This is a genomic window from Streptomyces sp. NPDC030809 (genome assembly GCF_055572195.1).
The window spans coordinates 288,437-301,943 of record NZ_JBVIDV010000001.1 but is presented as its reverse complement, the minus strand read 5'-3'; the positions used below and the strand labels follow the sequence as shown (position 1 = coordinate 301,943).

General features: G+C 77.0%; 7 protein-coding genes. 3 read left to right on the top strand and 4 right to left on the bottom strand.

Going from position 1 to position 13,507, the window contains the following annotated elements:
• Positions 1 to 56: 56 nt before the first annotated feature.
• Together ACZ407_RS01275 and ACZ407_RS01270 are read left to right on the top strand one after the other, a co-directional pair.
• A complete protein-coding gene (locus ACZ407_RS01275; protein ID WP_468124477.1) occupies positions 57 to 2,234 on the top strand; it encodes a SpoIIE family protein phosphatase in 2,178 nt (725 codons plus the stop codon).
• Positions 2,235 to 2,640: 406 nt separating this feature from the next.
• On the top strand, positions 2,641 to 5,520 hold the full coding sequence (locus ACZ407_RS01270; protein ID WP_468124475.1) for a phosphodiester glycosidase family protein: 2,880 nt from the start codon (positions 2,641 to 2,643) through the stop codon (positions 5,518 to 5,520).
• Positions 5,521 to 5,563: 43 nt separating this feature from the next.
• On the opposite strand, the gene ACZ407_RS01265 is transcribed toward ACZ407_RS01270, so the two are convergent.
• The 4 genes from ACZ407_RS01265 to modA all read right to left on the bottom strand — a co-directional run bounded on the left by ACZ407_RS01265 (position 5,564) and on the right by modA (position 12,785).
• Complete coding sequence (locus ACZ407_RS01265; protein WP_468124474.1) at positions 5,564 to 7,633, bottom strand: dynamin family protein; 2,070 nt, start codon at positions 7,631 to 7,633, stop codon at positions 5,564 to 5,566.
• 4 nt (positions 7,634 to 7,637) lie between these two features.
• The gene (locus ACZ407_RS01260) at positions 7,638 to 9,623 is read right to left on the bottom strand and encodes a hypothetical protein (RefSeq protein WP_468124472.1); all 1,986 of its coding nucleotides are present in this window, start codon (positions 9,621 to 9,623) and stop codon (positions 7,638 to 7,640) included.
• A gap of 98 nt (positions 9,624 to 9,721) precedes the next feature.
• Complete coding sequence (locus ACZ407_RS01255; RefSeq protein WP_468124471.1) at positions 9,722 to 11,716, bottom strand: ABC transporter permease; 1,995 nt, start codon at positions 11,714 to 11,716, stop codon at positions 9,722 to 9,724.
• A 259-nt stretch (positions 11,717 to 11,975) separates the two neighbouring features.
• Entirely contained in the window at positions 11,976 to 12,785 is an 810-nt protein-coding gene (gene modA, locus ACZ407_RS01250; RefSeq protein ID WP_468124469.1) for a molybdate ABC transporter substrate-binding protein, read from the bottom strand.
• A gap of 290 nt (positions 12,786 to 13,075) precedes the next feature.
• On the opposite strand from modA, the gene ACZ407_RS01245 reads away from it, so the two are divergent.
• Complete coding sequence (locus ACZ407_RS01245; protein WP_468124467.1) at positions 13,076 to 13,450, top strand: RNA-binding S4 domain-containing protein; 375 nt, start codon at positions 13,076 to 13,078, stop codon at positions 13,448 to 13,450.
• Positions 13,451 to 13,507: the final 57 nt, after the last annotated feature.

The window sequence follows — 13,507 nt, the reverse complement described above, 5'->3', positions numbered from 1 at the left end:
CGCAGGCGCGGCGCCTTCCCCGCCCCCTCCGGCCCGATCGGTGAGACAGTTGGACCATGGCCGAAAGGGCAGTGCCCGAGGCGGCCGCGCCGCAGCCCGACGCGTGGCCGGCCCCGCCGGACCTGAGCCTGGCGCTCAACCGGATGGGCACCTTCGACTGGAACCTCGACAGCGGGCAGATGCACCTCGACCCGACCGCCCTCGAGGTCTTCGACCTGCGTCCCGAGGAGTTCGGCGGCTCTGCGGCCGCCTTGCGCGCACGCATCCCGCCCGGGGAGGAGGCCCGCCTCGACGCCCGGGTCTCCGAGGCGCTCAAGCAGGGCCACCACGCGTACGGGGCCTACTTCCGGATCCGGCTGCGCGACGGCACCAGCCGCTGGACCCACACCCAGGGCCGCATCCTGCGCGACCCCGCGGGACGCCCGTACCGGATCATCGGCGTGGTGCGCGACGCCTCGCCGGACCCGTACGAGCCGGGGGCCCGGGAGGAAGGGGCCGGCCGTCGGGACGAGGCCCGCCGCCGGATGACCGGGGTGGTGGACCGCACCACCGCGATCCTGGCGCACGCCCGCACCGTCAACGACGTCACCGACGTGCTCAAGGACCCCGAATCCCTCGGGCACCTCGGCGCGGTCAGCGTGATGCTGGGCGTGGTGGACGGCGGCCGGATCCACCTCGTCGCCGAGGGGCAGCTCGGCTCGTACGTACCCGAGATCGAGTACACGCGCATCGACGCCCGGCTCCCGATGAGCGAGGCCGTGCGCACCCTCCAGCCGGTGCTGCTGAGCTCGCGCGAGGAGTTCCAGGAGCGCTTCCCCCGGCTCTGGCCGTACATCGAGCCGCTGGACGTGCGCAGCGGGGCGTACCTGCCGCTCATCGCGCAGGGCCGCCCGATCGGCGCCCTCGGCCTGCTGTACGCGCGGGACGGGGGCTTCTCCGCCGAGGAGCGCAACCTGCTGGTGGCGCTGGGCAGCGGCATCGCGCAGAGCCTCCAGCGGGCCATGCTGTTCGAGCAGGAGCACGACCTGGCGGAGGGCCTCCAGCGGGCCATGCTCCCGCGCAGCATCCCCGAGGTGCCGGGCGCTCAGATCGCGGTCCGCTACCGGGCCGCCCGGATGGGCCGGGACATCGGCGGGGACTGGTACGACGTGGTCCCGCTCGGCGAGGGCCGGATCGGGCTGATGATCGGCGACGTGGAGGGGCACGACACGGACGCCGCCGCCGTGATGGGGCAGCTGCGGATCGTGCTGCGGGCGTACGTCACCGAGGGGCACACCCCCGGCACCGCCATGGCCCGCGCCTCCGCCTTCCTGCGGGAGCTCGACACCGACCGCTTCGCCACCTGCACCTACGTCGAGGCCGACCTCGCCACCGGGCTGCTCCAGCTGGTCCGCGCCGGGCACCTCGACCCGGTGGTGCGGCGCGGGGACGGCACCTGCCACCGGATCGCCGTCGCGGGCGGCCTGCCGCTGGGCCTGCCGGCCCGGCCCGCCGGCCCGGACTCCGCCGGGGGGCGGGAGGGCGCGGGCCCCGGCCACCCCTCCGGGCTGGGCGCCGGCTATCCGGTGACGGCCCTCGAACTGCACCTCGGGGAGACGCTGGTGCTGTGCACCGACGGCCTGATCGAGCGGCCGGGGGCCGACCCCGACCTCGGCATGCGCGAGCTCATGGCCGCCGTGCGCCAGGGGCCCGCGGCCCCGGAGGAGCTCGCCGACACGCTGTGCGATCTGGTGGGCGACGCCGGCGGCGGGGACGACATGGCCCTGCTCCTGCTGCGCCGCCAGGGGGTCGCCGAGCACCGCGGCGGCGGGCCGCTGCGCCACCACCTGACCCCGGGGGACCCGGACGGCCCGTCCACGGTCCGCCACCTGGTGCGGGCCGCCGCCGCGGCCTGGGGCGCCCGCGACCGGGCCGACGAGATCGAGCTCGCCGCCGACGAGCTGATGACGAACGTCCTCGTGCACACCGACGGCGGCGGCGAGGTGATCCTGCGCTGCACGGCCGAGGGCCGCATCCGCGTGGAGGTGGAGGACGGCTCCAGCGCCCTGCCGCGCCGCCGGGAGGCCGGGGACTGGGCGGTCTCGGGCCGCGGACTCCAGCTCATCGAGGTGCTGGCCGACGGCTGGGGGGTCGAGCCCCGCGGCGGCGGCAAGTGCGTCTGGTGCGAGTTCGCCGTGACCGCCGCGGCGCAGGAGGCGCAGCGGCCCGCTCAGCCGGCGGCCACCGGCCCCTGAGCCTGCGGATGAGGCCGGGCCTGCGGCTGCGGCTGCCTGGCTGCCTGTACGGAGGTGGAGACGGCGGTCCGGATGCCGGCAGGACGAAGGCCCCCGGGGCATGGCGTGGTCGGTTCCCGCCGACCGGCGGGCGGGCGGACCCTGCGGCATGCGTTCCCCCGCAGGCAAGCGCCAGGGTGGCCGCGGGGCGGGGGAGCCGGGGCCCACCGGCCGGTCGGTCCGGGGGCCGCCCCGGGGGCCGGGCCTGCGCCGGGCCGGAGGCCCGCACGCACCGTCGCGACGCCCGCGCCCCGGTGCACCGGCGCTCGGCTGTGTGCGGGCGAATGGCTGAACCCGGGCGGACGCGACCGGTCCGCGCCCTTGTGTCCCGGGCTCGCGGGGCGGCCCGTGGCCCAGGGTGGGCCATGTGCACTCAGCTTTTCCGATCATCATCTCGGCGGTCCTGGTTCTCCTTCCCCAGCCCGCACCGCCCGCCGCCGCCCGGCCCGCCCCCGCCCCCCGCCCCCTCGCGGCGGCGGACGCCGAGCCCGCCGGGATCGAGACCGACCGCACCGAGCGGACCGTCGCCGCCGGCATCCGGCTGCTCTCGTACGATCGGCTGGAGGCCCGCCGCCGGCTGCGCATCGACGCGCTCGATGTGGACCTCGCCCGGCCGGGGCTGCGCGTGGAGTACCTGGGCCCCGGCCGCGGCACCCTCGCCGAGCTGGTGGCCCGTCACCGGCCGGGCCCCGGCCGCCGCGTGGTCGCCGCGGTCAACGGGGACTTCTTCGACATCGGCCGCACCGGCGCCCCGCTCGGCCCCGGCATCGCCGACGGAACACTGCTGCACGCTCCGTCCCCCGGCGCGGGCGCCGCCGTCGGCTTCGGGCCCGGGCCGCTCGGCCGGGTGCTGAAGCTCACCGCCTCCGGCACCCTCGCCCTGCCCTCCGGCCCCCGCCCCCTGGCCGGCTACAACTCCGGCCGGCTGGCCGCCGACGCCATCGGCGCGTACACCTCCGCCTGGGGCGGCACCGACCGCGCCCTGCTCGCCACCGGCGCCGGGGAGCGGGCCGCGGAGGTGCTCGTCCGCAACGGCCTGGTCCTCGCAGCCGCCACCGCACCCGGCCGCGGCCCCCTCCCCGCCGGCACCACCGCACTCGTCGGCCGCGGCGCCGGAGCCGAGATCCTGCGGGCCCTGCGCGCCGGGGACCCCGCCGGTATCCGCCCGGCCCTGACCGCCGCCGGCGGCGGCCCGCTCCCCGCCACCGCCCTCGGCGGTCGCGAAACCCTCGTCACCGACGGCGTCCCGCACAGCCACGAGGGGCTGCCGAACAACACCGCCGCCCCCCGCACCGCCGTCGGCTTCAGCCGCGACGGACGGCACATGCGGATCGTCACCGTCGAGGGCCGCCGCACCGAGAGCGCCGGCCTCACCCTCACCGAGCTCGCCCTCCTCCTGCACCGCTCCGGCATGCACAACGCCCTCAACCTGGACGGCGGCGGCTCCACCACCCTGCTCGCCGGCCGCAGCGGAGACCGGGCGCCGCAGCCCGAGAACACCCCCTCCGACGGCCGGCCCCGGACCCTCCCCAACGGGCTGGTCCTCACCGTCCCCGCCGGTGACGGCCGCCTCGCCGGCCACCGCATCGAGGCCCCCTCCGGGTCCCTGCGCACCTTCCCCGGCCTCACCCGGCGGCTCACCGCCACCGGGTACGACGCCTCCGGCGGCCCCGCCGCCGGCACCCCGCACTGGCGGACCCGGCCCGCCACCGGCACCGGGCAGCCCGTGGGGCGGACCGACGCCGCCGGGGTGTTCCACGCGGTCCGCAGCGGCGCCGCCGAGGTCCGGGCCTCCGACCGCGCCGCCCTGCCCGGTCCGGCCACCGTCACGGTGCTCGGACCCCTCGACCGCATCGAGCCTTCCGCGGCCCGGATCTCCCTCACCGGCACCGCCGACACGGCCGGCTTCCGCCTCACCGGCCACGACGTCCACGGCTCCGCCGCCCCCCTGGAACCGGCCGACGTGACCTGGACGTACGACCGCGCGGCCTGGCGGGTGACCGGCGAACCCGACGGCGGCTTCCGTCTCAAGGCACTGGCCCCCGCCGCCACCGGCGTCCTGCGCGCCACCGCCGGCGGCCGCCGCACCGCGATCGCCGTCTCCGCGGGCCTGCGCACCGAGACCCTCCCCGCCTTCACCGCCCCCGACCGGTGGACGGCGACGGGCGCCCGGATCCGGCCCACCGCCCCCGGCACCGGACTCGGCCTCTCCTGGGAACTCCCCGCCGGCCCGGCCGAGATCACCGCCCGGCCCCCGCAGCCCCTCCCGCTGCCCCCCGACCCGCGCACCCTCGCCCTCCGCACGAGCGGCCCGGACGGCGGGGCGCGCACCGCCCTGCGGCTCACCGACGGATCCGGCGCCGCCCTCGTCCTGCGCGCCGCCGAAAGCGCCGCCGGGGAGACCGGGCCGCGGATCCTCCGGTTCACCGTCCCGGCCACCGCCCGCGGCCCCCTGACGCTGACCGGCCTGACGCTCACCGCCACCGGACCCGCCACCGGCAGCCCGCTCTACGCATCCCTGACCGTGGACGCGCCGCCCCGGCTGACCCCGCCCGCCCCCGCCCCGCCCGGCCGACCCGTACTCGCCGGCCCGGCACCCGTACGGGCCCGCAGCTGGCGGTTCGCCGTGCTGTCCGCCGCGGGCGGCACGGCCGCGGCCCGCGACCGCACCCGGCGCGCCCTGGCGGGAATCGGCGCCGCCCGGCCCGACTTCCTGCTGCTGGCCACCGGTACGGAGCCGGTACCGGTGGCCGCCGGCCTGGCCGTGCACCGCTTCCCGGGACCGTCCTTCCGCCACCGAGGGACCCGCTTCCTGCCCCTCACCCCCGGCCGCTGCACCCTCGACGGCGGGGGACCGGCCCGCATCGGCGCCCTGCGGACCGGCCTCGCGGCAGCCGCCCGCGAGACGGCGGCCGGCGCCCTGGTGCTGCTGCGCCCCGCACTGCCCGCGGGCTGCGTGGACGCCGGGGAAGCGGCCCTGCAGGAACGGCTCCTCGCAGAGTTCCAACGCACCACCGGCAAGGGGACCGCCGTCCTCGACACGGGCGGTCCCGCGTTCACCGCCCGCCGCACCGAAGGCGTCCCGTGGCTGGCCGAGGGCAGCACGGCCGCCCGGGGCGCGGCCCCCTCCTGGTACCTGGCCGGGGCCGACCCGGTACCGGCGGCGGCCCGTGCCGCCGCCCGCCGGGCCCCCTGGGCGGGCGGCCCCGACTGGCTGTCCGTGACCGTGCGGCCCGGCAGGCCGTGACCGTACGGACCGGTGACCGGCAGCGGCGGCGGCCGGGCGCCGCTCAGGGCTGGTCGCGCTCCGCCTCGCCCACGTACGGCTGGAGGAAGGAGCCGATCTGCCGCTCCACCTCCGTGATCCGCTGCTCGTGCCGGTACAGCTTCTCGCGCATCTCCTGCTTGGCGCTCTCGTCCCGGCGGCCCCCGTCGATGTGGCGCTGCACGCTGGCGATCAGCTCCTGGAGCTGCGCGTGCAGGGTCTCGCTCAGGCTGCCCCACACCGTGCGCAGGTCCTCGGCCCGGCTCGCCGCGTACTGCCGGGCGGCCCGGTCCGCGGACTCCCGGACGTGCTGCGAGAACTCCTGGGCGGCCCGCGCGCGCAGCTTGCGGTCGGCGAAGACCACGGCCCCCGTGGCCATCAGCGGACCCAGGGCCGAGCCGATCGCCACGGCGATCCCCACCGGCGGCAGCGCCAGACCGAGGCTGATCACACCCGCGGCGCCCGCGGCGGCCGCCCCGCCGCCGAGCGCCGCCCCGGTGCCGGCGCCCACCGCGAGCAGCGAGTTGGGGCGGAACCGCCAGGGCACGTCCCCGCGGCTGCGCCGGGCCGCGTGCCCGTTGCCGCGCGCCGCGGACATCGCCAGGGTGTGCAGGAGGTCGTTCTGCTCGCGCGGCGAGCGGGTGCCGGTGAACTCGGCGCGCAGCTCGTCCAGCAGGTCGGCGTGGGTGCGCAGCAGCGGTTCGAGCTGGCGCAGCAGCTCCTCCTGCCGCTTGCCGATCAACTCCTCCAGCCGGGTGGAGCAGAAGCCCTGCATCCTGCGCTGGAGCATGCCGGTGTAGGCGTCCCGCAGCTCGTTGTGGACCAGCTCGCGGCCGGCCCGGCCGAACACCTTCACCGCCCGGTTGAAGCGGCCGCCCTGTTTGACGTTCCAGCTCGGGATGACCTTGCTCTCCTTGACGAGGAAGCGCTTGAACTCGATCTCGATCTCCCGCTGCACGTCCGCGACCCGGCTCCCGACCAGGTCGCGGACCGCGTCGGCACTCTGCCGCAGCTGGTCCTGCGTGCCCCGGCTCTGCTCCAGCAGGTTGCTCAGCTCGGCCTGCGAGCGCATGAGGATGCCGCTCTCGTCCTGGAGGCGCATCCGCAGCTTCACCGCGTTCTGCCGGAGGAACTCGGCGAGCCGTACGAACTTCACCCGGGCCGCGTCCCGCATGCAGAACAGCGCCAGGGCCGACTCCAGTTCGCCGATGCCCGAGTCGAGCTCCGCCTCCTTGTCCCCCGAGACCCGCGCGGCCAGGGCCTTCTTGGCGCTGATGAAGAACAGGTTCGGGACGCTCGGGAAGCCGGAGCCCCCGCTGAGCTCCGCGACCACGTTGCGGCAGCGGCTCATCACGTCCTGCCGCTCGTCCTCGTCGATCCGGTCGAACTGGTTGACCACGAAGAAGACGTCCCGGTGCCCGAGTTGGCGGACGTGCTGGAGGTAGTCCTCGGTCTCGTGGAGGGTGAAGGGCCGACCCGCGTCCGTGACGAACACGACGGCGTCCACCTCCTCCAGGAAGCGCAGGGTCACCAGTTCCCGGTCGGGACTCTCGTTGATGCCCGCGGAGTCCACGATCTCCACCGACCGCAGCAGCAGGTCCAGCGGCTGCTCGACCACGGCCAGGGCGTACGCCGGAGCCCGCGGCGCGCCGTGCGCGTCGATCTGGAGCTGGACCTCCTGCCGGAACACGTCCATGGGCACGGGCTGTTCGTCGTTGATGTGGTCCGCGTCCCGGTACAGCCAGGCCCGCTCGCTCTCACCCCACCGCAGCACCGTCGTGAACGCCGTCGCCGGATTGGCCTTCGTCGGCAGCAGCTTCTTCCCCAGCAGGGCGTTGATCAGCGTGCTCTTGCCGCTGCTGAACTCGCCCACCACCATGATCCGGAAGGATTCCCGCTCGAAGACCGCCCCGTTCATGCCCAGGTGCAGGCCGTGCACCCCGTTCTCGGGCGGTCCGACGACCCCCTCGGCCTCCCCGGCCACCTGCTGGAGCTGCTGGTAGTACGACCGCAGGCTCGCGAGGTTGTCGCTCCAGCCGCGGAAGTGGGCGGCGGCGGACTCCGGCGCGGGGGCGGGGGTTGGTTCGGTGTCCAATGTCCTAGGTCCCTTCGAAGAAGGAGAGTCGGGTCATCACGGTCCGGTGCAGGCCGTGCGCGCGCTCGCGCAGTGCCTGCCAGTGGCCGGCCGAGTCCGGCGGCGCCGTCAGCGCCGAGGTGTGCAGCCGCCACCACTGCTCGTCGCGCTCCCGGGCCTCCCGCAGCAGCCGCTCGTACGCCGGCCGCAGCCGTTCCGCGGTCCGCTCGGCCTGCTCGGTGAAGGCGGCCTCGACGATCCGCCGCAGGTCCGTGATGGTGCGCTCGCGGCGCTCGGCCTGGCCGTGCTCCAGGGCCTCGGTGACGAGCGCGGTGCCCGCCGCGCCGGCGATCTGCCCCACCACGTCCGTGGCGATCGGCGACAGCACGCCCTCGATGGCGCTGCCGACGAACTCCGGGAGCCAGGACGCGTCCCAGGCGGCGTCCTCCGCCGCCTCGCCGGCCGCTGCGGTACGCGCCGCCCCGGGCAGCGAGGCCGCCGGGACGACCTGCTCGGCGCGGGGCGCGTCGAGCTCCGGCTCCTCGAACAGCTCCGTACCGGGCCGGTTCGCCGGCAGCACCGCCCGGAGCCAGTCGGTGTCCTGCTTCAGCGCCCGCGCGGTCTCGGCCGTCACCCAGTCCCGGAACTCCAGTTGCGCCTGCTCGGTGCGCGGGAGCACGTGCAGCCGGAAGAACAGCTGCTCCTCGGGGGAGTCGATCAGGCCGGAGTACTGCGCGGAGAGTTCGCGTACGAGGTCCGCCCGCCGCCGGCGGCCCTCCGCGGCGATCCCGTCCGCCAGCCGGACGCGGCGGCCGTCGGCCTCGGCGCTCAACGCGATCCAGTGGAACTGCGCGGCCTCGCGCGCCGCCTGCCAGACCCGGGCGGCGCGCGCCCGCTCCGGCCCGGTGCGCCCGGCGTCCGCCAGGGAGCGGGAGGCGGCCTCGGCCACGAGGGTGCAGGTGGCGGCCAGCAGGTGCAGCCGCCGCACGGTCCGCACCACCCGGCGCATCCGGCTCCCGACGAGCCCGGAGAGCACGGCCCGGCACTGCTCCACGGCGAGGTCCTGCGCCGCGCGGTCGGGTTGCGGGGCGGGGTGGCCCGCCGGCGGGGCGGGGTCGGCCTGCGCGGTGGGGCCGGAGCCGTGGCCGTGGCCGGAGCCGTGGCCGGGACCGGAGCCGTGGCCGGGGGCCGCGGCGGGCGGGCCGGGCGCGTCCCGGGGGCGGGGGACCGCGGGCCGGGACGGGCGGGCGGTGGCGGGTGGGGCGGCCGGGACGGCGAGGACCGGGGCGCCGGGGGCCAGTTCCGCCGCCAGGTGGCGGACCCGGCGCATCACGTCGGCCGCCTCGTCCTCCCCTTCTTCCGCCACCTCGTCGAGCTTGGTGACGACCAGCACCACCGGCGGGCTGTGCGGGGCGGAGGCCAGGGCCTTGAGCCGGGCCTGCTCGGTGGCGAGGAGGGCCCGGCGGGCCTCGCTGACGACGATCACCGCATCGCAGCCGGTGACCACCCGGGCCAGCGCCTCGGTGTCCGGGCGGCGCGCCCCCGACCAGCCCTCCCAGCCCGGGGTGTCCACGAGTTCCACGCCCGCGTGCCGCAGCCAGGCCTCCGCGGGCAGCTCGGCGTACACCGTCCGCAGCGGATCCGGGTCCCGGCCGCCGGCTCCGCGGCCGGATGCGGACCGGGCTTCCGGTAAGAGCCCCGGGCCCGGCGCGCCCTGATCCCCGCCGCCGGCCGGCGCGGGGCGGACCAGTACCGGGGTGCCGGGACCCGCCCGCCGGTCCGGCACCGGCAGGCAGTCGGCCCCGGCCAGCAGGTTCACCAGCCGGGACTTCCCGGTGCTCGTGCCGCCGACCACGCAGATGCGGGCGGGGAGTTCCGCCGCGCGGCGCTCGGCCCGGCGGATCAGCTCGGCCGCGGTGTCGGCACCGGCCTGGTCGGCCAGCAGGGCCACCTGCTCGGCGAGTTCCCGGACCCGGGCGTGCCCGCCCGCGGCATCCTCGTACGCCCCCACCACGCCCTCCGCCCCCCGGCCGTACCCCTCGGCGCGACCATGATGCCGAAGACGGCCCGGCCGCGTGGCCGGTTCGCGAACTCGGGACCCGCCCGAGCTCAGAGGGAGACGAGCGTGACCTCGGTGGCCTTCACGCTGGTCCACACCGGGGTGCCCTCGGCGAGCCCGAGCTCGGCCGCGGCGCCCGGGGTGATCTCGGCGACGAGGTCCGGGGCCTCGGCCGAGGTGATCAGCAGCCGCATCCGGCTGCCCACCGCGGTGATCTCCCGGACGGTGCCCGGCCACACGTTGCGGGGGCTGCCGCCGGGGCGCTCGCGGTGCACCGACACGGCCTCCGGGGCGATGATCGCGAGGGCGTCCGCGCCCTCGGGCGCGGAGTCCGCGACCACCAGCCGCCCGCCGCCCGCGGTGGTGAGGACGCCCGCGGAGACCGTGCCCGGCCAGGCGTTGCGCCCGAGCATCCGGGCCACCCAGGGGGACCGCGGGTGCCGGGCGACCTCGGCGGGCGGGGCGTCCTGGAGGGTCTGCCCACCGGCGAGTACGAGCACCCGGTCGGCCAGCGACACGGCCTCCACCGGGTCGTGCGTGACGATGAGGCAGACCCCGCCGAAGCCGCTCAGGTGGCTGCGCAGGGTGTGCCGCACCCGCGCCCGGGTGGTCTGGTCGAGGGCGGCCAGCGGCTCGTCGAGGAGCAGCAGCCGGGGGCGGGCGGCGAGGGCCCGGGCCAGTGCCACCCGCTGGGCCTGGCCGCCCGACAGCTGTCCGGGGCGGCGGTGTGCGAGGGCCCCGACCCCCAGCCGGTCCAGCCAGGCCCGGGCCTCGCGGCGGGCCTCCGCCCGGCCGACCCCGCGGGCGCGCAGCCCGTACGCGGTGTTGGCGAGGGCGCTCAGGTGCGGGAACAGGGCGCCGTCCTGGGGCACCCAGGCCACCTGCCGCTTGTGCGGCGGCAGGGCGGTGACGTCGGTGCCGCCGAGGACCAGCCGGGCGTGCGCCCGCGGGGTCAGGCCGAGCAGGGCGCGCAGCAGGGTGGTCTTCCCGGCGCCGTTCTCGCCGACCACCGCGATGGTGGTGCCCGGCTCCGCGTCGAGGCTGAGCCGGTTGAAGCCGGTCACCTCCGCGTGCAGGGAGGAGGGCTCGGCGGGCGGGGCCGGGTCCGGCGCGTCCGCGGGGCTGCCGGGCCCCGGCCGGGCGGCGGCCGCTGCGGAGCCGTCCGCTGCCCACCCGGCGGGGTCCGGTCCCGGGTCCCGGCCCGGGCCCGGCTCCGGCTCCCCGGGCGGGGCCGGGGCGCGGCGGCCGGCCGGGCTGCCCGTCCAGCGGCCGCGCAGGGCGATCAGCACCCCCATGGCGATGGCGAGGAGCAGCAGGGACAGCGAGGTGGCGGCCTCGGGCTGGTCCTGGAGCAGCAGGTACACCTGGAGCGGCAGGGTCTGCGTGGTCCCGGGCAGGTTCCCGGCGAAGGTGATGGTGGCCCCGAACTCGCCGAGGGCCCGCGCCCAGGTGAGCGCGGCCCCCGCGACGAGACCGGGCGCGACCATCGGCAGGGTGACCGTGAAGAACACGCGTACCGGCGAGGCGCCCAGGGAGGCGGCCGTCTCCTCGTAACTGGTCTTCAGGCCGCCGAGTGCCCCCTCCAGGCTGATGACGAGGAAGGGCATGGCCACGAAGGTGGCGGCGACCACGGCCCCCGAGGTGTGGAACGGGAGGGTGACCCCGAAGGTGTCCTCCAGCCAGGGGCCGAGCAGGCCGCGCCGCCCGAAGCCGAGGAGGAGCGCCACCCCGCCCACGGTCGGCGGCAGCACCATCGGCAGCAGCACCAGCGAGCGGACCACCGCCTTGCCGGGGAAGTCCACCCGGGCCAGCAGCCACGCGAGCGGCACCCCGAGCAGCAGGGACAGGCCGAGGGCGCAGAAGGACACGAAGAGGGAGAGGCGGAGGGCCTCCAGGACGCCGGGGGTGGTCAGGTGCGCGCCGAGGTCGCCCCACGAGGTGCGGACGAGGATGCCGACGAGCGGCAGCAGCAGGAACGCCACGGCGAGCAGGGCCGGAAGGGCGAGCGTGAACGGGGTGCGGCGGGTGCGGGGTCTGCTGCTCATGCGGGTTCCTGCGTTCTGCGTGGGGCCGGTGCGGAGCGGGGTGCCGGTCGGTCGTGTTCCGGCCCGAGCCCACGGGGGCGGAGCCGGGCTGCTGCGCCGGCAGCTCCCGCGCCGGCTCCGCGACGGGGCGGCGCGGGGTCCCGCGAGGCTGCCGCCGGGTGGGGCGGGAAACGGGAGGGGGACTGCCCGTCCCCCGGACCAGGCAGCCCCCGGACCAGGGAGTCCCGGTCGGTCCCTCTCGGCGCGGCCGGGGCGAGTGCTACGGCTGCTGGAAGCCCGCGTCGCGGAGGATCTTCTGGGCTTCGGGGGTGCCGAGCCACGCCACGAACGCCGCTGCGGCCTCGGCGTTCTTCGACTGCCTGAGGGCTGCCGCCGGGTAGGAGGCGACGGCGTTCTGGCCGTCCGGGATCACCACGGCCTCGACCTTGCCGGCCGCCTTGGCGGCATCCGTCTTGTAGACCAGGCCCGCGTCGGCCTCGCCGAGCTCGACCTTGGAGAGCACCGCGCGGACGTTCGGCTCCAGGGAGACCGGCTTCACGGTGATCTTCCGGGCGTCGAGGATCTTCTTGCTGTAGCGGCCCACGGGCACTTCGGGCGCGGCGAGGACCACCTTCAGCTCGGGGTCGGCGAGGTCCTCAAGGGCGCGGACCTCGTGCGGGTTGCCCTGGGTGGTGGCGATGACCAGGCGGTTCTTGGCGATGACCGCCGGGGTGCCGGTGACCTCCGCCTTGAGCCCGTCCATGGTCTTGGTGTCGGCGGTGACGAGGGCGTCGGCCGGGGCCCCCTGCTTGACCTGGGCGGCGAGCTCCTGGGAGCCGGCGAAGGAGAAGGTGATCTTCGTGCCCGGGTGCGCCTTCTCGTACGCGGCGCCGGCCGTCTTGAAGACGTCGGACAGCGAGGAGGCGGCCAGCACGGTGAGCTCGGCGCCCTTCGGGGCCGCGGCGCCGGTGTCCTTCTCCCGGGTGGACTGCTTGTCGCCGCCGTTGTCCCCGCAGGCGGCGAGCGGGACGAGCAGGGCGGCGGTGAGGACGGCGGCAGCGGCGCGGCGGCGGTTCGGAGCAGGGGACATGGGGCCAGTTCTCCTGGAGGGACGGGACCGGTGGTGCGGTCCGCACTGCGGATGGGCGGCGCCGGTGACGGGCGGAGCAGGCTCGTTCGCTTCGGAATTGGGTCGGGGGTCGGGTGGGGAGCGGAAGGCCGGCGGCACGGGCGAGCCGTGCGGCCGTCACCGCATGTGCGACACGGTAGGGGCTGTAATCCGGCATTTGCAATTCTCTTCGGATGATCCACATGGCAGATGCCAGGTGGCTTGTCGCATCCGCCAAAGGCGCGCCCGCCCGAGTTCGCTAGAGTTCCGGCATGGCTGACGAAGGCACCTCTGCACGCGTCGACAGCTGGATCTGGTCGGTCCGGCTCACCAAGACCCGCTCGCTGGCCGCCGCGGCCTGCCGCGCCGGGCACGTACGGGTGAACGGGGAACGGGCCAAGCCCGCCCAGACCGTCAAGGCCGGGGACGAGGTGCGCCTCTTCCACGAGGGCCGCGAACGGATCGTCGTGGTCCAGCGGGTGATCACCAAGCGGGTCGGCCCGCCGGTGGCCGCCGAATGCCTGATCGACAACAGCCCGCCGCCGCCCACCCGGGTCGAGGCCGCGGCCACCGGCCTGCGCGACCGCGGCAGCGGCCGACCCACCAAGCGAGAGCGCCGCGAACTCGACGGCCTCCGCGGGCGCTGACCGGAGCACCGGCCGGGGCCGTGCCGCCGCGGCCGGGTACGGCCCAGGCCCGGCCGT

What these genes read in the sequence shown, in the direction of transcription:
- ACZ407_RS01275 (WP_468124477.1), top strand. Translation starts at nt 57, where the DNA reads ATGGCCGAAAGGGCAGTGCCCGAGGCGGCCGCGCCGCAGCCCGACGCG.
- ACZ407_RS01255 (WP_468124471.1), bottom strand. Translation starts at nt 11,716, where the DNA reads ATGAGCAGCAGACCCCGCACCCGCCGCACCCCGTTCACGCTCGCCCTT.
- modA (WP_468124469.1), bottom strand. Translation starts at nt 12,785, where the DNA reads ATGTCCCCTGCTCCGAACCGCCGCCGCGCCGCTGCCGCCGTCCTCACC.
- ACZ407_RS01245 (WP_468124467.1), top strand. Translation starts at nt 13,076, where the DNA reads ATGGCTGACGAAGGCACCTCTGCACGCGTCGACAGCTGGATCTGGTCG.